We start from the raw sequence: 18726 nt of genomic DNA, 5'->3' as shown, positions 1-18726 counted from the left end.
CGATGCAGTCTAGTTGATAGAACCGACTGAGGGAAAGCCCTCTGAACACCTGTGGGTCTATGTCAACCGCCCTTACTCAGCTCGTGGCCACTTCCCCGCCATCACAGCTCTCAGCCTGTTACCGAGCGTACCTCCCTTGTTCCCCACACGTTCCCTCGGCCCTACGTGCTTGTCGGTGTAGGGGTAGGCCGCCTTCGGCTTTCTGATCAATCACACACGCCCCTCAACGCAAAAAGGCGAATGCGATTTCGATTCCGTTTTCTCTACAACGGCGCAACAATTGCCGACGTTCTTCCGTCTTGCGGGTGCCTTCGGCTGTTAATGAGAACCCAACCACGCGGTCAACAAGGTCATTGGAACTCTCAAGCAGAACCTCAGGATATCGTTCCACGATCTTTCGCGCCTCTTCCAAACTGTCCGTGAAAAAGAAGCAGCAGATGAGAGATTCGAGGGAGCGATTCTTCCTCCCTCTTTTCCCGGCAAAACCAACGTCGACACCTGTTTCCCGGCAGTGCCGCAACAGTTCTTGATGTTCACGGATACCCTCGACCGTTCGGCCCTTTTTGCTAACAGTTATTGTGTAAAACTCGGCCATTTGATCGAGTAAGGAATCAAATGATTCACTCAGGAGCTCTGGGTGGGCCAAGAGGATGTCCCTCGAAGTCTCCCAGTCGTGCGCGTCAAGGAACGCGTCAAGTTCTTGGGGCACCTTAGGCATAGGCGGAAAGACTACTTCTTCGGCGGGCGCGGATTCGCTCGTCTGAGCACTGGGTGCCACGGATCACTTAAGTCAAGGATGTCCATACCTGCGGCCAGCGTCTGCTGGTCATGACACCGCTCGCAGCTGAGAGGACATTCACCATCTGCGGCCCTCTTCTGTGTGAGCACGAAGCAATCTTCGGTGTCAGACGGCGTGAAGACCTCTCCACAGATGCTGCAGACACATGACATGTATTGACCCTTAAACTCCCCGATACCCCACACCGAGACAACCGCGCCAATGGAATTGCGTCTCATGTTGCCATTCTACCGCAGGTAGTAGGATTTGATCAATAACCAAAACGTACCGAACCGAGTGAGCGCTCACCCCCAAAACGCGTTCGACCGATCTGTTGCAAGCATTCTCACTCTCCACCCAATGGGAGGCCATACTCGTGGCAGAGTTCCTTGAGCTTGGCGACGATCTGGGCTTGGGAGAGGCCCATCTGCCTCAGCAACTGAGCGTATCCATTGATCGCATCGTTCAGGCGCGGGTGGGGGGTGCCCGTGCGTCTCGTTGAACTCAGGAGGATCCCGACCATGCGCCGCATCCACGGCTCGGTCACCTCCCGCTGCTCAGTGGACAGCAATGACCGTGCGATGTCATTCAGTTCGTTTGCAACATCGGGATCGTCACGGCCAAAATCTAACTCCTCAATCGCGTTCGCCCGTTGCATCAACCGCTCGGCCTCCTCCAACCGATTCATGTCCTTCAGTAACAGCGAGAGATTGTTCAGGCGCACGGCGATTCTCGGATGGTTAGTCCCATAGCTCTGCTCGTCAATTGCGAGCGCCCGCCGCATCAACGGCTCCGCTTCTCCGAGCCGCCTGGTGTCGTGTAAAAGCTGCGCCAAGTTGTTTAGGCAAACTGCGACTCTCGGATGATTGGCCCCATAACTAGTTTCCGCAATGGCCAGAGCCCGTCGAAGCAGCGGTTCGGCCTCCTCCGGACGTTCAGTTTCCTTCAACAGCCAACCCAAGTTACCAACGGCGACGGCGACGTTGGGGTGGGTCTCTCCGAAGTTCCTCTCCATAATCTCCAGCACGCGCCGATCCGTCAACTCGGCCTCCCTGATCCGGTTGGAGGCCTGCAGAAGGCTCGACAAAGTGCCAAGGCCCATGGCAACCTGGGGATGATTCTCGCCAAAGGCTCGCTCCAAAATGCTCAGCGCCCGTCGGAGTAACGGTTCGGCTTCCGCAAGTCGGTTAGTTTTCTTCAACAGGGCTGCCAGATTGATGAGAGGCGTTGCTACCGTCGGGTCGCCGACTCCATAGCTTTGCTCGTCGATAGCTAGCGCCCGCCGCAACAGCGACTCGGCTTCCGCCAACCGGTTGCTGTCCAGTAAGAGGAGTGCCAAGTTGTTGAGGGCGGTGGCCACATGGGGATGATTCAGGCCGAATGACTGCTCGTAAGTGGCCTGCGCCCGCCGAAAGAGCGGTTCCGCCTCAGCGTGGAGAGAGGCTTGGGAAAAAAGAAAAAAAGCCAGAGTATTGGCAGCATCCGCGATGTCTTCGGCTTGCCTGCCCGGTGCTCGCGCCCATCTCTCAAAGTTCTTCAGATAAGCTTTCCCCATCATCTTCTCCTCACCTAGCCACACCCAATAGCGGAGTAACTCGTTCTGGTCGCGCGCCATGATGAAGAGGAAACGGTCTATATCGAGGAGACAGGCACGGAGTGACCCACGCGCTTCGACTTGCCGCAGCAACCATGGGAGTTCGTCGGCTTGACGCGCATCCGTGGGCAACAAGGCCAAGGCGTCGCCCATCCGAAGGCGCAACGCTTTCGCACCTATTTCACCTGCGACATAGCGGCGGGCGACGGCGACGCGAAAGAAGTCGTGGGCGAAGTTCAGGACACCAGCACGGTCCACGAGCGATTCTTCTAGCGCCGATCTCAGAGGTGTCCAGGAGGCTACCGGCAATTGCGGTCTGTCCATTGGCCGCAGAATGAAGAGCAATTCCGCTTCCGTGAGACCACACCGCGCGGCCCAGATGAGGGCGAGCGCTTCGCGCACGAGACCCGACCGGTCAAGTTCGTAGTCGCGCTCATAGCGAGCGAAGATGGCATCCAATAGCGATGGGATATCCTTCATGGCCAGATACCCACCAAGTCGTTCGTCCAAGCGGTCGTGCGTGCCGGTCACGCGCAGTTCGTCAAGGAGGATTTTTAGGTAGAGGGGATTGGCGGTGGCGGGCGCGGCGGCAATCCGCTCAAGGCTGGGTGTGTCAAGCTTCTTGCCGAAACGTTTAAGGTAGTCGGCAACCATCCGGCAGCGCTCGTCGGGCGTGAGCGGTTGGACGCACAGCGAGATCCATCCGCGCTCTTGCACGACCTTCAGCGGATCGTCCACCACCGCTTTCGGGTCATCCCTGGGAGGTTCGACAGGCAGAGTGGAAACGACCAGCCGGAGGGGGCCGGTGAACGGATGCGACGGAAGCCAACTCAGCAGGCGAGCGTGGTCGTCGTCTTCGAGTTGATTGAGGGCGTCGAGAACGACAATAGCTCGGAGGCTGGCACGCTCCGCTTTGTTTCGCAGCTTGACCAGCCAAGAGTCGAAGACCTTGAGAATGTCTTCACCCGTGCGGGGTAGGTCTTCGGAATCCCCGGTCCACCGTTTGATTTCGGCGACCAGGCGGAACATAAGTGCCCAGTGATCGGCCCTCATGGGCGTGCCGCCGATGTAGTGCTGGAAGATGAAATCACGCGGATGCGTCTTGCGCCACCGGTCAATCCAGTTGGCCAACAGGGAAGACTTCCCACTTCCGGAGTCGCCGAGCAGCACCAGCGGGCCGTCATCGCTCGCTGCGTGGCGGTCGAGCGCCACGAAGTAATCGAGCCGACCGATGTAGGTGCGACGGCGGGTTTCGGCAAAAGCCTCTTGGTCGCGGGCTGCGCGGGTAATTACGTCGGGGATGCTCTCGATGGGGAACTGAGCGTCAATGACGGTTCTCAGGTCTTCAAGAACCGATTCGGCAAGCCGACGCGGGTTCGGATAGTTCTCGCGCAGGTGACAGACGTTCTCGTCTCGGGCCGCTCGGATCTGCTGCTTCAGTCTTTCGAGCTTCTCGGTGCTCTCGGCGTCCTCTGTGGTGAAATCTTCCCGGTTCGGCTCCGGAACAGAACGCAGATATGCCGGATCGCGGAAATAGAAAAAAGCACGTCCATGCATCTGTTCTTCGCGCAGAACACCATGGATAATCTCCAGTTCGGTAACGCTTCGCCCGCGAAGGTTCACCAGCCAAGGCTGTTCTTCCAGCAGGTCGGCGGTGAAGGCTTCGTCGTCCGGTACCCAGCCGTACCGTTCGCCCAGCAGGCCGATGAAGTAGGGACGGCAGGCGCGGATTTCGTCAAGGCAGAGCTTGAGGGTTTCCTTGCGTGTGCTTTGCTCCTCGGAAATACCCCAGCGCAAGTCCACCTCGACCAGTTCCAGTCGGCGCTCCCGGCAGAACCGCCGCAGTTCTGGCCAAGCATGCGTCATTAACGAATTGCGATCCTCCACCATGTCGCGGAAGGTGGAGGAGACGAAGATGCGGATGCGGCGGTTATCAGACGATGGGGTTGTATTGTTCATGGGTTACCCAAACCAACCTGCTCATTATCTTCATTGGTCGTGCAAGGCATCGCGGTCGGCCCTTGACGTTGGACTTTCGCGCTTGACAGTTCGCCGCAGACTTCTTTCTCAAGGGCTGGTCCTCATGGCCCACATCCCGAGTGCCCGGCCGATGCGATGCGACACACAACCGGCCGCAGGCACCAAGACGAGCCCCATTGCCGACAGTCTCTTCATCTGTCGATTCATCGTCGGATGCGAACTGCGGCTTGTACCGTTTCAAGATAAGTGACTTTGCAACGTCTCATTCCCAGATAACACTCGCTGCCTGCAAGTCTCTACCTATTGCGCAGGCGCTCAACCCAAGTCAGGATATGCCTTCTGCTGCCGCGCTGCATGGCCATCTCCACGGGGCTGTCTAACGACGCTGGTGAGCGGTGGGGTGTCCCTGTCAGCTCCAACCGCAAGTTAACTCGGGTCGGACCAGTACATACAGAATGGCGCCCGCCAGAATGAGTTCTTGCCGTCCTGGTTGCCCCACGAGCAAAAATCGCCCCAGTCGAAATCAGATGCCTTGGCTAACATCGCGAAAAGGCCGGACATGGCATCCAGTACAGTACAAAAACTGGCCTGGGAGAACTCGGCCTCGCGATTGTGCTTTACCACATTGTAGTCTTGATACCATCGGACCGGCGGCTGGGCAGTAGACCAATCTTTGAAGGGTAATACGCGGCGAGGGCTCGGGCGCCAGAGTAGAAACTCGACTTCGACGGTCTCCAGATGGAGGCTGGATTCAAGAATACGATAATCTTGTATCGTCATGCTGTCAGGCCCCTTCGAGCATGAAGTGGAGACGAGCAACTCCTTGGCCAGACTCTCGAAGTCGGTGCAGATTCTTAAGAGAAGCCCGTATGTTCGATGGGAGAACGCCTGTACGTTGGCATCGACGGGCTCGATGAATTTCGTGAGTTGTTCGAGTTCCTTCCTTAGGAGGTCAAAGGATGCCTTGTAGCTCACCAGTTGAATCGCCATTGTCAATTATCCCTGTGGCGTAGGGCTAACTACGGCTCACGCCGTTTCTGGATGAGTACCTTCAGAACGCTTGCTTTTCCACGTAACAAAACTCTATGCATGATCCGCCGCAACGAGCATAGCTGTGACTCGCTTGCCTGTCAATCCCTGAATGCGCACAGAACAGGAAAGAGCAAGGCCGCCTATCACAGACGGTCCTCACTCAGCTTGATGCTATTTCTTCCCCACCATCACAGCTCTCAGCCTGTTGCCGAGCGTGCCTCCCTTATTTCCGACTCGCTCTCGCGGCCCTACGTGCTTGTCGGTGTAGGCGTAGGCCGCTTTGCCGATGCTCGGCTTGAGCGCTGCCAGCGGGATCAGCTCCTCGCTCTCCGGCTTGCCCTTCACCATCACGCGGATGCCCTTGTCCGCCTTCTCGACGATGAAGCTTACCTTCGGGCTCACGTTCTCAGAGCGTCCGCCTTCAAACTCGCACTCTACCCCGGCCTTGCTGCAGGCTTGCCGGTAGAGCGCTGCTGCCTCGCGGTACTGACTTCTAGCCGTTGCAACGAGGACTTGTGCCTTGTCCAAGAGCGCCTTCGCCTCGGTTTCAGCCTTCGTCAGGCCAGCGTTGGCATCGAGTACCGGCTTGCGCAGGGCGTCGAGATCGGGAGCCTCGCCTTTGGGTTTTGTCTTGGGCTTTGGCTCAGGTTTCGCCGCCACTTTGGCCTTGCCGTTGCCTTTCTTCGCCTTCTTTGCCATGCTTCTCACCTCCCTTCTAACAGCTTTTCAGTCAAGCGATTACGTCGACCGCCAAGTACATGAACCCTCTGGTGGCAAGAGATAGCAAGCTAATTGTGAGGCTCAGGCGAAGATTCTTTCAGCGGGAAAGCAGGGCAGAAAACGACGGGAAAAGGCGCGGTTTGCTGCGTGAATTCAGGGGACCCTAGTCGGATGTACCCCCGAAGTGAGATAGCTCGCAAAGTGCACACGTAGGTGGCCTTTTTCAGTGGCAGAATCGATTGTGGCGGGCTGCCGCAACCAGCAAAGCAAGAGGGCCAGCGCTCGGCCTCTCCAAGAATCGCTACGATCTGCTACCGTCTCCGAGCCATACCAAGTACCTCCCTGGCCCAGAAACTACCTCCAGAACTGGACCAGAATCTAGGGGAATGTCACTCTGAGCCTCTTACAGCCCCTTCCGCCCTAGCTCTCGCTCTAGTCGGGCATAGCCCTTGGATGCGTCCGAAACGAAATCAATATAGTGCGCACCGGCAATCACAAGGGTTGGCGGAATCGCCTTGGCTCTGAGCAGGAATGTTGGGGTACCGACCTCCTCTGCGTACAGGTACTCCTTGACCGTCCAGAGTGAACCCCTCCACGCAGGCGACAGGACACAGAGGGCCGCCCGCGCACGCGTGATAGCCTCCTCGATCTCAAGATACAACTGAGTGTGGTAGTTGCGGTCGCTCTTTTCGTAATCCCAGTAGGCGTAGCCTCGGTTGCCCATGAAACCGGTTAGGCCGACCACGAAATCAAGATCCTCTTCTGCGTAGCTGATGAATGCATATCCTCTTGTGGCTGGCCTCGAGGCTCCACCAGGCCATGCTCCTCCGGTACCTTGTCGTGCGACCGTCGGCAGGGCCTGAATCAGCGCCTGCAGTCCGCTGTCGTAGGACGAGCGGAAATCAACAGTTGGAAATGGAGCTACTGCAACCTGCAGCGAGCGCGTTGGTTCGACGTCCTCAAGCAGCAGCGGTATCACGGGCCCCCGCTTCTGTTGTACGAACGTGAGCACGTCCTTCCGCACAAACGCTGAGTCGGCCGCTGCGCGGGTACCAACGAGGATCAGCGCACACGCACGGAGCAGAGCATCGAGGACGGAGGAGGTCCATTCCGCTCCGGATTCGATGGCGTCCTCGTCGCGCCAGACGGAGAAACCGATGGAACGCAGATCGTGCGAGAGACGTTGCGCGAACGCTCGATCCTGGGCAGCATAGGAAAGGAACACCTGGGGGATCTCGCCCGCTTCGACTGGCATGCTCTCTCCGTTCAACTCCCGTCGCCGGCCCAACATGTATTATACAGAACTATGTAGTATGTCACCCTGACCGGCCCTTTCAGTATATCACATTTTCATTCCCAAGACGCCTCGCCTTAACTGTTTCATTTGCTCGAGACTGGACAGTCTTTACTTGCTAGATATCTAGATACGGTGCAGCGGGCGATACTTCGGCCTCCCTGCAGCATCCGGGTGTGAACTCCGTTCCCTCCACTGTGCACCGCGTTCACAGCTGCGAGGCAAGCCGTTAGACTTTATGGATCTGGCTGGACTCCTCAACTAACCGTGGGTTAGTGTGGAACTGTTGTTGCTAACCGTTCCGACCAGAGCCACATGAGTGTCTGAACACACTCAAGAAGGAAAGGAGCCCAGCCATGTCTGAGTCCAAGTATATATGGGTAGGTCTCGATGTCCACATGGATTCTATCACAGCCGCCGTCCTTGAGGACGACAGCAACGATACCCAGGTCGTCAAGATGTCAGGCGATCTCATGAAGGTGAGACGTCTCTTCCGTCGCTTGTCGGAGAAAGCTCCGGTCAGGGCCTGCTACGAAGCTTCTTGTGCAGGCTACGTCCTCCACAGAGTGCTCAAGCGAGACGGCTTCCACTGCGACATCATCGCGCCCTCACTCATTCCACGCAAACTAGGTGACCATAGGAAAACAGACAGACTCGACGCAGTAATGCTGGCTAAACTCTATCGAAACGGTCACCTCACCCCGATCCACGTGCCAGCGGAGGACCACGAGGCTGTGCGTCAGCTCATCAGGCTACGCTACAGCTATCAGGAACAATGCAAGTCCACAAAACGACGTATCTGCTCTATCCTCCTAGCCCAAGGGCTCATCTACAGGGATGGCAAATCACTCTGGACCAAGAAGCACAAGCTCTGGCTCACTGAACTACGGCATCGACTCGAAGGCCCTCTCAAGACAGCCCTCACCGCTGAACTCGAACACTTCGAGTACCTGGAAATGCAACGCAACGCCCTCGACCGAGACATTGACATGTTCTCTCAGCAACCGCCGTACAACAAATACGTAAATGCCCTCTGCTGCCTCAGAGGAGTAAAGATCTTAACTGCGATGACGCTGCTCTCCGAGATAGACGACATCCATCGCTTCCGCTCCCCAAGGGCTCTAATGGCATACTTCGGTCTCGTCCCCAGTGAGCACTCCTCTGGAGACCGAGAGCGAAAGGGCCCCATCACCAAGGCCGGCAACGGATACGCAAGACGCATACTCATAGAAGCAGCCTGGAATAACAGACATAACGCAGGTGCCGACCTCATCCTCAACAGACGCAGGCAGGGACAATCACCTGAAATCGTGGCAATAGCCCTAAAAGCCCAACATCGTCTATCAAGGAGGTTCTACTATCTAAGCCACAAAAAACACCTGCACGTCGCCATCACAGCAGTAGCTCGTGAACTCTGCGGCTTCGTGTGGGCCATTATGAAAGCAGCGCCTCAGACTAACTGAGACGCCGCTCAACCATAAAGAGAGGAGAGCTGTACGATAGGAGAATCCTCGCCTGCGATGTGCGGTACGGCCTAAACCCTAACCCGCGTGCTCAGACAGAGGCAGCTCCGGACGAACTGAAGAAGATGTGGTAACCAACACACGAATACTAGCCTGATGATCGTCGGTAAATCGCTCTCCTCTCAAAAAAAATACGCTTGACTCCAGCCAGATCCATACTAGTGGAGCAGTACCATCTTCCGCGTGGCCACGAAGTCGCCGGTCCCGGCCGAGCTTGCCCCCTTGACGCGCGGAGGCATCATAAGGGTTAGCCCTTCAATCAGCCTTCTTGGCCTTTCGAATCGTGAATTCGCCATATGCCGGTACAACCCCTGTGCCACCGCATGCCTCGCAATAGGCATGATGGCGGCTTTCACCTCGCCCCTCACAACTCCCGCATTTGAGAATGGGTGTACCAGGATCCTCGCAAACGATTGTGACGTGTCCGGCGCCATTGCATGCTTTGCAGTACGAATGATGACGGCTCTCGCCACTACCGTTACAGCTGCCACACCTCACGACTGCAGCGTTTCCCGTCCGTTCAATAATGACAATCTGAACACTCATAGGTCGGTCCTTTCAGGGCTGAATGCGGCTCATGTCGTTTCTACACAAGTGACCTCGGAGAGCTACCGCCAGTGCAGCAAAGCCTCAACTTCTTGACCCAATGCCAAGATGCATGTCGTCTGGCTTTGGACACCTATATGAGAGGAATATCGGGCAGTCCTCTCTGCGAAATCGTAAGTACTCCTTCTCAGTTCCACTCTCCCTCGGGTTCAAAACAATCTTGTCACCCCGCCTGAAACCGATTAGTATCGTTGGATTGTCCGGGTTCCTATTTTCGATGAAGTGGTGAGCGGCCTCCTGAAACGTTTTGCCATCCAATGAGTTGCTGACGTTCGGATCGTCAACGAGGTAAAGTTCACATGTTTCGTCTGAATAACAAAGGAGCTGTTGATAGCATTCTGAGAGCTTTCGATATAGTGCGCATTGTGCCAGAATTCCTATCCCGAAGTCTGATGCACAGATCACCTCGTCTACACCAGCATTCTTCAGACTTTCCATCCTGCGATGATTCACTGCTTCGGCCACGATGTGGGGTTTCCTAGATTTGCTCTTCTCCTCACTTTCTTGTGAGTCTTCCTGTTTGTCCATTACATCCAACTGACCCTTGGCATCGCTGCGTCTCTCTTTTGGCACTCGTTCTCCCCATAGATGCTTGACAGAAAGTGCAATAAGGGCAGAAGCTGCATCAGGATCGGAGCTCTTTTCGTCGGCCAAGATGATTACGCTTTTTGCGCGATGCGCATTTGCGGCTTCAAGAACTTGCTCCAGAGACGGATCGCTCTCTCTGAACTCCACATTGCTGTACTCTTCAGGATAGTTGGTTCTCAAATCGTCCTGCTCATTACTGGGTCTATTCTTCGTGATCACAATTATGGGTATTTCAGACTTTCCATCTGTGGAATGTAACTCATGAACTACTCTTTCCCCTTTCTCATTCCAATTACATATCACTATATGGCCGCTTATGTTTCCGGACATTTTTACCTCCCCCTTTCTGGCGAGAATGCTCCCAACCTGTGCGACGATCATGCCGAATATCCCCATACTTGAGATAAGTATTAGTGCAGAAAACAGTCGTCCCCACTTTGTTACAGGGATACCCAGATCAAGGCCACTCAGAACAAATACCATTGTCGACCAGAAGGACTCATAGAGTGTCCTAAAGCTTTGATTCACCTCTCTTTCAAATAAGTGAATGCCGATCGTTGCCAACACATACATAATGATAAACACCAGGAGAAGCCTTATGAAAACACGCCTAGTCAGGATCGTTCTCAGGTCCTGCCTGTACTTGATCAAGACAATCACAACCACGAGGCAGACAAGAAGTGGAAGAAAGAAAGGCCTCAAATAGACAGAGAAATCACGTTCAGCTAGGCCTTGACCTTCGTAGTAGTCTTGAGCCCCCCGGTGCAGCGGAATAGGCATTCCCCACCGTGCATCCCTTAGTTTTACTTCGGATGCGACCGGATGGGCCTCCGCTAACATATCGACTCTCTTGAAGATTGCGGCCGTTATTTGCTTAGCAAGCCTAGGCTTGAGATTCGCGCTTGCGACCAGTAACGCTCTCACGCCAACACTAGGAATTTCCTTATTCTGGCTTGGATACGAGGTAGCAGGAATGCTCGCCGACACGAAATACGGATATGCACGCCGGATCTTATCGATGGTGCCTATGTCGATAGGAATGAACACGATGGAATGAGCCATGTCTCGCACGGCAGCGGTTGGAATTCCTGCTGTTATGAATGCGGCATCAATTGTCCCTGCCAAGATGGAGTATTTCGCCTCTTCGAAGGAGATAAACCTTTCCTCTATGTCTTCGTATCTTATTCCAACGGCGTCTAGAATTGCGGCGGCGTTGAACTCGGTACCGCTACCTCGCGGTCCGACGGCAATCGTCTTGCCTCTCAGATCTGATAGTCTGGTAATGCCCAATTCCTTCCTGCATACTATCTGGATGATCTCTGTATACAAGGCAGCCAGTCCCTTGACCTTATCTGAGGGAAATTTGAATATCCTCTCGCCCTTATAGAAATTGTACGCCACGTCATTCTGCATAAGAGCTAGCTGCGCGGCACCGGCGGTCATCAGCTCGGCATTTTGGACGGACCCTTCTGTTTGAACTACGACAACATCCAAATTGGGTATTTCGCGTTCAAGAACTCGTTTGATTCCTTCGCCTAGAGCGAAATATGTCCCTTCCTTCCCACCAGTCGCTAGGACTAACTGATTTTGGGAAAAGACGGGGCTCGAGCCGATTACAAGAAATAGAAACGCAACGAGGCAGTTGACTGCTAATCGTGAGCGAGACACCCGCATCGTCAATCTCCTTGCTGTAGCCTTTGTGACACTGAGAATTCTTCAGTCATCTTCTTCTCTGAGATCCCCCGCTCCATGCACTGGAGAACACGCCCTTTGGGGTCCTCTTTCGTCCCGTTTCAGAGAGAATATCCAAGTAGTCTTCACCGTCGATCAACACCTGTGGGGAACGACTTTGGAATCCAAGCCAATTGCCGCAAACCACTCTGGATCAGTACACTCTCCTGCCGCTTGGAGCATGATCTCAAGGGCTACGCCTTCAGCTGCATTCGCCTGATGCAAGCATGCATTATATCACCAAAGTATCGCTAACACAATGGAAACAACGCGTGTCACATGCCTAGAACCGCGGAAACGGCGAGTACTGGTAGGCTCTCACTGTTGGGCCGGTCGTCGCTCCCTCGACCATTGTTTGCAGCCCATCAAAAAGGTCATCATGCTCCCCCTGCGGGAACAGCACCAGCTCATCCACCAACGCCTGCCAGAGTGTGTAATCACTCACCGTATGCTTCGCCGGCATCAGAATCTGCCCGTTCTCAAAGAAGGGCTGTAGCCAGTATGACCTCGCAACCTTGTCAGTCGTCCTCTTTAGCCTCTCGACCGGCATCCACCTCTCTGCATCCTGGGCTAAGTACTCCTGCGCCGCCACCGTCTCTATAACGACTCTCAAAGGATGGTATCGCTCATTGAACCCTTTGAGCGCATCCAGGTACTCCTGCTTGGTGCAGCGAGCTCTCCATAGCTCTTTGAGATAAACCTCTGCTCCCCACTCTCCTTGAGACTCCTTCTTCCTTGCTCCAACCACTATGGTCCACCAGTCAGTCTCCGCCTTCTTGCCCTGAAGGAGTGCTTCTCTGCTCGTAGCCGCAGGGTCGCACCCTATGAAGAAATCCATCTTGCTCCAGTCCGGCTCAACCTCGTAGAACCTGAACCACTCTTCCTTGAAGATGTGCCCCTTCATCAGCTCGGTATCATTCTGATACTGAGCGTTGAAAATCACCGACCCCACCTGCTTCCGTCTCTCCTCCAGCCACTCGAGCGAGAACTTCTCCGGCCATGGGGTAGTGCCGTCAGAGTCAATCTGGTGCCTATCTCTGAACTCGTTCTTGATGAGATGGCCGTAGAGGTCAAGGTAGTGATACCTGGTCCCTACGATGAATAGCTTCCCGTCTGGCTCGAGGCAGGGCTGCAAGGTCTTATAGAACCACACCCTTGTCTTTTCTCTCTGTACCTCGGTCCTTGAGTTCTCTTCATCTACAAGGTCATCAGCGATGATGATGTCATAGTGCCTGCTGGCAACAGGGCCGCCCACTCCAACGCAGGTGACCCTGCTCTCCTTGGCTGATGATGTCCTCGGCGCAACAACAATCTCTCGCACATCCCATTTCTCAGGGCTGAAGAAGCGGCCAAAGTAGTAGGTCAGGAGCGGATTGTGCTCCAGGTGGAACTTGATCTCTCGCAAGAACACCTCTGACTGGAGCTGCGTGTTTGAAGCTATGAGGGTACGGTCCAGACACATAGGTAACACTTTAGTCCGGGTACATGGGTGACATGTTGTGCCACACTCACGGGCACCGCAAGGAGGTGCCCTATGCCATGGAGCGAGACATCACCTATGGACCAACGAACTCAATTCATTGCCGATTACTTGCGTGACTCCCTGTCAGTCACAGAGCTTTGCCAGCTCTACGGGGTCTCACGCAAAACCGCCTACAAATGGATCGACCGCTATCTGCGGCTCGGGCCTGCGGGTCTCGAAGAACGCTCGCGAAGACCCCGACATTCGCCCAATGAGACCGCAGCCGAGATCGTCGCGGCACTCCTCGAAGCACGTCGCCGCCATCCGTCCTGGGGCGGCAAGAAGCTGCTCACAATCGTACACAAGCGTCACCCTCGTTCGGACCTGCCGGGCCGCTCCACCGTCTGCGACATCATGAGCCGCCACGGCATGGTGCCCAAGTCACGGCACCGCCGACATATCGGCCATCCCGGCAAGCCCACGAGCTCGATCCTCGCACCCAACGACGTCTGGAGCGCCGACTTCAAAGGGCAATTCAAGACCGGCGATGGCATGTACTGTTATCCACTCACTGTCACCGATGGCTTCAGCCGTTATCTTCTGGGTTGCCAGGCGCTGTGTTCCACGGCCGTGGCCGGGGCAAAACCAGTGTTCAGCCGACTGTTCCAAGAATACGGCCTGCCAAAACGTATACGCACGGATAACGGCGTCCCCTTTGCCACCAACTCCCTCGCACGACTCTCGACACTCTCAGCCTGGTGGGTACGCCTCGGCGTGCTGCCAGAACTCATTGAACCCGGTAAACCACAGCAGAACGGCCGCCATGAACGCATGCACAAAACCCTCAGGGTCGAAGCAACCCGACCGCCAGCGGGTAACCTCACCGCCCAACAACGCAAGTTCAACCACTTCCGCACGGAATTCAACGAAGAACGCCCGCACGAGGCCCTGGATCAGCAGACACCGGCTTCCGTCTATGAGTCATCCCCACGCCAAATGCCAACGAAAGTTCCACCACTCCAATACCCCGACCGCTTCGAGGTCCGCTATGTCAGCGCCAACGGCGGCATCCGCTGGAACTCAAAATGGATCAATGTCTCCATCGTGTGCGCCGGGGAGTACATCGGCTTGGAAGAAATCGACAACGACATCTGGAACGTCTACTTCGGCCCCCTCAAACTTGGCCGGCTACATGAACGACACATGCGCATCGAGGACGAATATGGTAGACTCAAACGACACAAAGTGTAACCCATGTCCCCAGACTTTCTTGTCACCTATCTCCCCGACCGGTCACGGTGCCTACGCCAAGACACTACCGCCCTATCTATCAACGATCATCACTTCAATGGCCTCGATCTGACGCTGCTTACCTCGCGTCCCACACATGTCTCCGTCTCTATACCACACCGTCCAGCCGGTACCCGCAAGATGAGCGCGATAGTATACGGAGTACCTATCTGGTTTCTCAATTACCTCTATCCAGATTGCCTCCATCCGCCTCTTCTCACCTCTCGTACCGCAATAGTCGGGCATATAGAACCAGCTAGTATCACTCAGGTCCTGGAGATGCGCCTTGTAGCGCAGGCCCACCTGGTCCTTTGACCACACAGTATGGCGGATGGCAAATCCTTCGAGACGCTTGCCCTGCCCGACAGTTCCACAGGTCCCTGGTTGCGTCACCCACGATACGTCACCAACCCCTTGAACATGACCCATGTACTCAACAACCGCTCTCGTACTTGGCACCTGCGCTTCCGAGTTTGTGCAGATGAGACCGGCACAGAGGCACATCGTGACTAGCAGTGTCGAAATCTGACTTCTCGTTCCCAGCATAATGTTCACCTCCTTTCTGCGCGCGGATTCAGTGAGGTCGTGTGGACTCTCCATAGGATTCCGCAGGCTGCTAGCGGCATGGCTTCGGAGGGAGAACCACTTCACAATCATGCCCGTCCCAGTTCCGGTCGAGGCGCAGCCACAGCGTAGCGCACCGCCCTGGAATGTCGCAGTCTCCTTCTATCTGTGTTATCAGATCATGGCTGAGTTGATTCTCGCATACAGTCGCTTCGAAAACGATGTCATCGGCCGACAGACTACCGATATTGGGTATCGGGATGAAACCGAGGATAGTCGATTCGTCGCCTTCTTCGGCCACGAGCCGTATGCAACCCATCCCGTCAAGATTGGAGCCGTTGAGGATAAGGAAGCCTTCATAACACACGGTCTCGTCATCGTACCATTCGTATTTCTGACTCCCATCGTCGTCAACCTCCGTGAAGTGCATGCCATAGAGTCGTACGTTGTGATGGAAGCCGTCAGAACTATAGATGTGCAGTCCGATGTCGCCGGGTTCGCGTGACGAGTTCTCGCCGTCATCCCTGACCTGGGCCTTGACTAGATAGAGTGCCCACATGCCAGCTTCAGCCTGGGCCTCTGCTTGCATTTTCCGATACTCCTCCCTCCATAGCTGAGCACGACCATTCTCTGGGCAAATCGCACCGAGAAGCAGTATGAGTAAGAGAACACCTGACGCCCTCACGACGACCGTTCGCATGGCAACTTCCTCCAGGGCTACAGCAGCCCGTATCCTCATTTGACTGCACTAGATTCAGATCGACTGAGGTCGTCGACCGAATCGACTGCTCAAGTTCGTCTGGCTCGCGAGCCACGAGATTGCGGCAGTTTGGCGTTCATCTGGTCGCCCCCTTACTTGTTGTCCTTCGAGAGTCTAACTATGGCTTACGCTATTTCCGGATAACTGCCTATAGAACGCATTCTGATCAGGACAACCCCACGTCCCTCCGCTCCACAAACCGCATGTGGCGAAGCTCGTTGCGCCGATCTCGACAATTGGTCCGGGCTTATCTGGTTTCCGCACAGCAACACGCCGCCTGGAACCAAACCGAGTGTAAGGGAGTTGCATTTCTCTCTTGATGCCGTAACTTCGGATCTTCGGCATTATATCACCAAAGTATCGCCTCACGCAAGCGGAAACTTCTGTCACATCCCGGAGGAAAACGGCGCGGGTTGCTGCGTGAAATTCAGGGGACCCTAGTCAGATGTATAACCGGCAGGAGATAGTCAGAGAAATGCTGCAAAAAGCGGGGGTTTAGAGTAGCAGGATCGATTCTAGAGGGGAAGCAGAGGTGTGAACGGAGTTAGCGGCAGTGCGAACTGAGTCTCGTAGTGTGAACCGTGTTCCCACCACTGTGCACCGCGTTCATAGCTGCAGGGCAAGCCGTTAGCGAACCAGCACCGTCTTCCGCGTGGCCACGAAGTCGCCGGTGCACTTCACCGGGCACTCATTCGAGAATGACAAGTTTCTTCGTCATCACTACCTTCTGGCGGCTTTCAGCGCTTCTGAATTCAAACCGGTAGAAATAGACTCCTGAACTCGCTCTCTTCCCCCGGGCCGTCATTCCATCCCAAACAGCGCGCTGAGATCCAGCGCTTTGCTCTGAGTCAATCAGTGCGCGAATCTGTCTTCCGGAGACGTCGAAGACTTTCATCGAAACATGCCCTCTAGAAGGAAGCTGATATTCTATTATTGCACCAGCACGTGTAGGGTTTGGGTGGCTTTGAGGAAGAATCAGCCTGGGAGGAGCAGGAGCTTCACCCACGCTAACGGTGGTATCCCTGGCAAAAACTGCCATTGGCGAGAGCTGTGTCACCGTGACCGAGATAGTACCGGTGGAGTCGTCTACAGTTCTGCCTTCGGAAATACACTGCCACACCCCACCTTCCAAGCATGAGTACACGTCAATTCGGGTAGGTCCCTCCCAGTAGTATCTCAGCGTGATTCGAGTAGGAGGCTCCAACGGGAAGGTGACTCCCCATGGTGAGAAGTCAAAGATGCCGCTAACAAGCAATAGGCTGTCACTTGGTTGGCCAGGGATCTCGCTGAGCTGCTGAATGTGAAAAGGCTTATAACCCACAAGCGCACCGGCTGGTACGTCGATCTTGGCGTCATCCACGACTTTCGTAGAATCATCTCTATGAGCTACGTCACCTCCCCCGGGACCGATCAGAACTGGACACACATGGTAGTATGCTAAGCCTATATCCTCAGGCGGATCGTCTGGCTTTTCGGATTCTACGACATCGAATACGGGGATGCAGCCCTCGTCAGCGGTATTCTTTACGGTGGCATACCGAGTTCGGAACCTGTCAACGATTTTGAGACACTGGCCATGCGTATTTACTGTACAGCCTTCTCTGAAAAACCTCCTCTCATCAGGGTTGTAAGACTCATGTTGGGGGGATACTCTGGGTCATCCACCGCCGAGATCGTCGGTCCTGGGGCATCCTGGCGCACCGCTTTTTCCACCGGAGGGTTGATCCAGACCATTGCCGGCAATTCCGGGGGAGACGGCGGCCGTTTCACGAACCTTTCCCGATGCAGAGCATATGTGATGTCCAACGTCTTCTGTCGTGCCGCTCTGATCTCGTGTGCCCTCCCGTAATGGACCGCTTCCGGCGTCATCATACCGATTCCCGAGTGCCGGTGCTCGGTGTTGTACCAGGTGAACAGGTCGCGGCAGAACTCCCTGCCGTCCTGTTCTGAAGCGAAGCGTTCGGGGAACTCAGGCCGGTACTTGATGGTCTTGAACTGGGACTCGGAATACGGATTGTCGTTGGAGACGTGGGGTCGGGACAGAGACCTGGTGACCCCTAGGTCGGCCAGCAGGAGAGCCACGGGCTTACTGGTCATCGACGGGCCACGATCCGAGTGGACGGTGAGTTGATCCTGCATTATCCCCTGCCGCTCACACGTTTCCTCAATGAGCAGCTTGGCCAAGGCGGCGCTCTCTTCCCTCGCCAGAAGCCAGCCGGGAACATACCGGCCGAAGATGTCGAGGATCACGTACAGATAGAAGTATGTCCACTTCACCGGACCGAGCAGTTTGGTTATGTCCCAACTCCAGACCTGGTTTGGAGCCGTGGCCAACAGCTCGGGTTTACGGTAAACCGGGTGTCGTAGCTGATCGCGCCGCTCGCGCACCTCGGCGTTATCCGCGAGGATGCGGTACATGGTCCGCTCCGAACACAGGTACAGGCCCTCATCAAGCAAGGTGGCGTAAACCTGGCCGGGAGCATAGCTCTGAGGTGCTTGCCTGTCAATTGCGAAGCCGTTCGCTGAACCGGCGCCGAAAAGAAAGAGCAAGGCCCGCCTCCACAGACGGTCCTCACTCAGGTTGGTGCTACTTCTTCCCAGCCGTCACAGCTCTCAGCCTGTTTCCGAGCGTCCCTCCCTTGTTGCCGACTCGCTCTCGCGGACCGACGTGCTTGTCGGTGTAAGCGTAGGCCGCCTTGTTCACCGACGCCTTGAGCACTGCCAGCGTGATTAACTCCTCGCTTTCAGGCTTGCCCTTCACCATCACGCGGATGCCCTTGTCAGCTTTCTCAACGATGAAGCTT

At 55.5% G+C, this 18726-nt stretch carries 14 protein-coding genes and 1 pseudogene; 2 read left to right on the top strand and 13 right to left on the bottom strand.

Translation table 11 applies throughout. The features are described from left to right. Positions 1–223 precede the first annotated feature (223 nt). From NTX17_10650 to NTX17_10630, 5 genes are all read right to left on the bottom strand, one after another. Entirely contained in the window at positions 224–646 is a 423-nt protein-coding gene (locus NTX17_10650; GenBank protein ID MCX5801826.1) for a hypothetical protein, read from the bottom strand. Positions 647–1124: 478 nt separating this feature from the next. Next, positions 1125–4331 carry a tetratricopeptide repeat protein gene (locus tag NTX17_10645; GenBank protein MCX5801825.1) on the bottom strand — a complete coding sequence of 1069 codons (3207 nt, stop codon included), beginning with the start codon at positions 4329–4331 and terminating at the stop codon, positions 1125–1127. 447 nt (positions 4332–4778) lie between these two features. Further along, entirely contained in the window at positions 4779–5342 is a 564-nt protein-coding gene (locus NTX17_10640) for a hypothetical protein (protein MCX5801824.1), read from the bottom strand. Positions 5343–5555: 213 nt separating this feature from the next. Further along, entirely contained in the window at positions 5556–6083 is a 528-nt protein-coding gene (locus tag NTX17_10635; GenBank protein ID MCX5801823.1) for a hypothetical protein, read from the bottom strand. Between the two features lie 424 nt (positions 6084–6507). Continuing rightward, positions 6508–7359: a toll/interleukin-1 receptor domain-containing protein gene (locus NTX17_10630; GenBank protein ID MCX5801822.1), complete on the bottom strand. Its 852-nt coding sequence runs from the start codon at positions 7357–7359 to the stop codon at positions 6508–6510. 395 nt (positions 7360–7754) lie between these two features. Between NTX17_10630 and NTX17_10625 the strand changes: the two genes are divergently transcribed. Next, positions 7755–8861: an IS110 family transposase gene (locus tag NTX17_10625; GenBank protein MCX5801821.1), complete on the top strand. Its 1107-nt coding sequence runs from the start codon at positions 7755–7757 to the stop codon at positions 8859–8861. Positions 8862–9079: 218 nt separating this feature from the next. Here NTX17_10625 and NTX17_10620 read toward each other — a convergent pair whose 3' ends face one another. The 3 genes from NTX17_10620 to NTX17_10610 all read right to left on the bottom strand — a co-directional run bounded on the left by NTX17_10620 (position 9080) and on the right by NTX17_10610 (position 13251). Further along, a complete protein-coding gene (locus NTX17_10620; protein ID MCX5801820.1) occupies positions 9080–9412 on the bottom strand; it encodes a hypothetical protein in 333 nt (110 codons plus the stop codon). A gap of 139 nt (positions 9413–9551) precedes the next feature. Next, positions 9552–11783 (bottom strand): TAXI family TRAP transporter solute-binding subunit, encoded by a 2232-nt coding sequence (locus tag NTX17_10615; protein ID MCX5801819.1) that lies wholly within the window; start codon positions 11781–11783, stop codon positions 9552–9554. 346 nt (positions 11784–12129) lie between these two features. Continuing rightward, the gene (locus NTX17_10610; GenBank protein ID MCX5801818.1) at positions 12130–13251 is read right to left on the bottom strand and encodes a hypothetical protein; all 1122 of its coding nucleotides are present in this window, start codon (positions 13249–13251) and stop codon (positions 12130–12132) included. Between the two features lie 153 nt (positions 13252–13404). On the opposite strand from NTX17_10610, the gene NTX17_10605 reads away from it, so the two are divergent. Further along, on the top strand, positions 13405–14559 hold the full coding sequence (locus tag NTX17_10605; GenBank protein ID MCX5801817.1) for an IS481 family transposase: 1155 nt from the start codon (positions 13405–13407) through the stop codon (positions 14557–14559). Positions 14560–14631: 72 nt separating this feature from the next. Here NTX17_10605 and NTX17_10600 read toward each other — a convergent pair whose 3' ends face one another. The 5 genes and pseudogenes from NTX17_10600 to NTX17_10580 form a co-directional block, all read right to left on the bottom strand. Further along, entirely contained in the window at positions 14632–15144 is a 513-nt protein-coding gene (locus NTX17_10600; GenBank protein MCX5801816.1) for a hypothetical protein, read from the bottom strand. 70 nt (positions 15145–15214) lie between these two features. Then, positions 15215–15862 (bottom strand): hypothetical protein, encoded by a 648-nt coding sequence (locus NTX17_10595; protein ID MCX5801815.1) that lies wholly within the window; start codon positions 15860–15862, stop codon positions 15215–15217. A gap of 748 nt (positions 15863–16610) precedes the next feature. Then, positions 16611–17282 carry a T9SS type A sorting domain-containing protein gene (locus NTX17_10590; GenBank protein MCX5801814.1) on the bottom strand — a complete coding sequence of 224 codons (672 nt, stop codon included), beginning with the start codon at positions 17280–17282 and terminating at the stop codon, positions 16611–16613. A 353-nt stretch (positions 17283–17635) separates the two neighbouring features. Continuing rightward, positions 17636–18403, bottom strand: a pseudogene (locus tag NTX17_10585) (DDE-type integrase/transposase/recombinase). Positions 18404–18509: 106 nt separating this feature from the next. Beyond that, positions 18510–18726 (bottom strand): hypothetical protein (locus NTX17_10580; protein MCX5801813.1); only part of this gene is annotated, 217 nt, incomplete at its 5' end.

It is taken from the genome of Candidatus Eisenbacteria bacterium (assembly GCA_026388185.1).
Classification (GTDB): domain Bacteria; phylum Eisenbacteria; class RBG-16-71-46; order JAFGJU01; family JAFGJU01; genus JAPLKG01.
The sequence above is the reverse complement of the archived record's forward strand: the minus strand, read 5'-3'. Positions and strand labels throughout refer to the sequence as shown.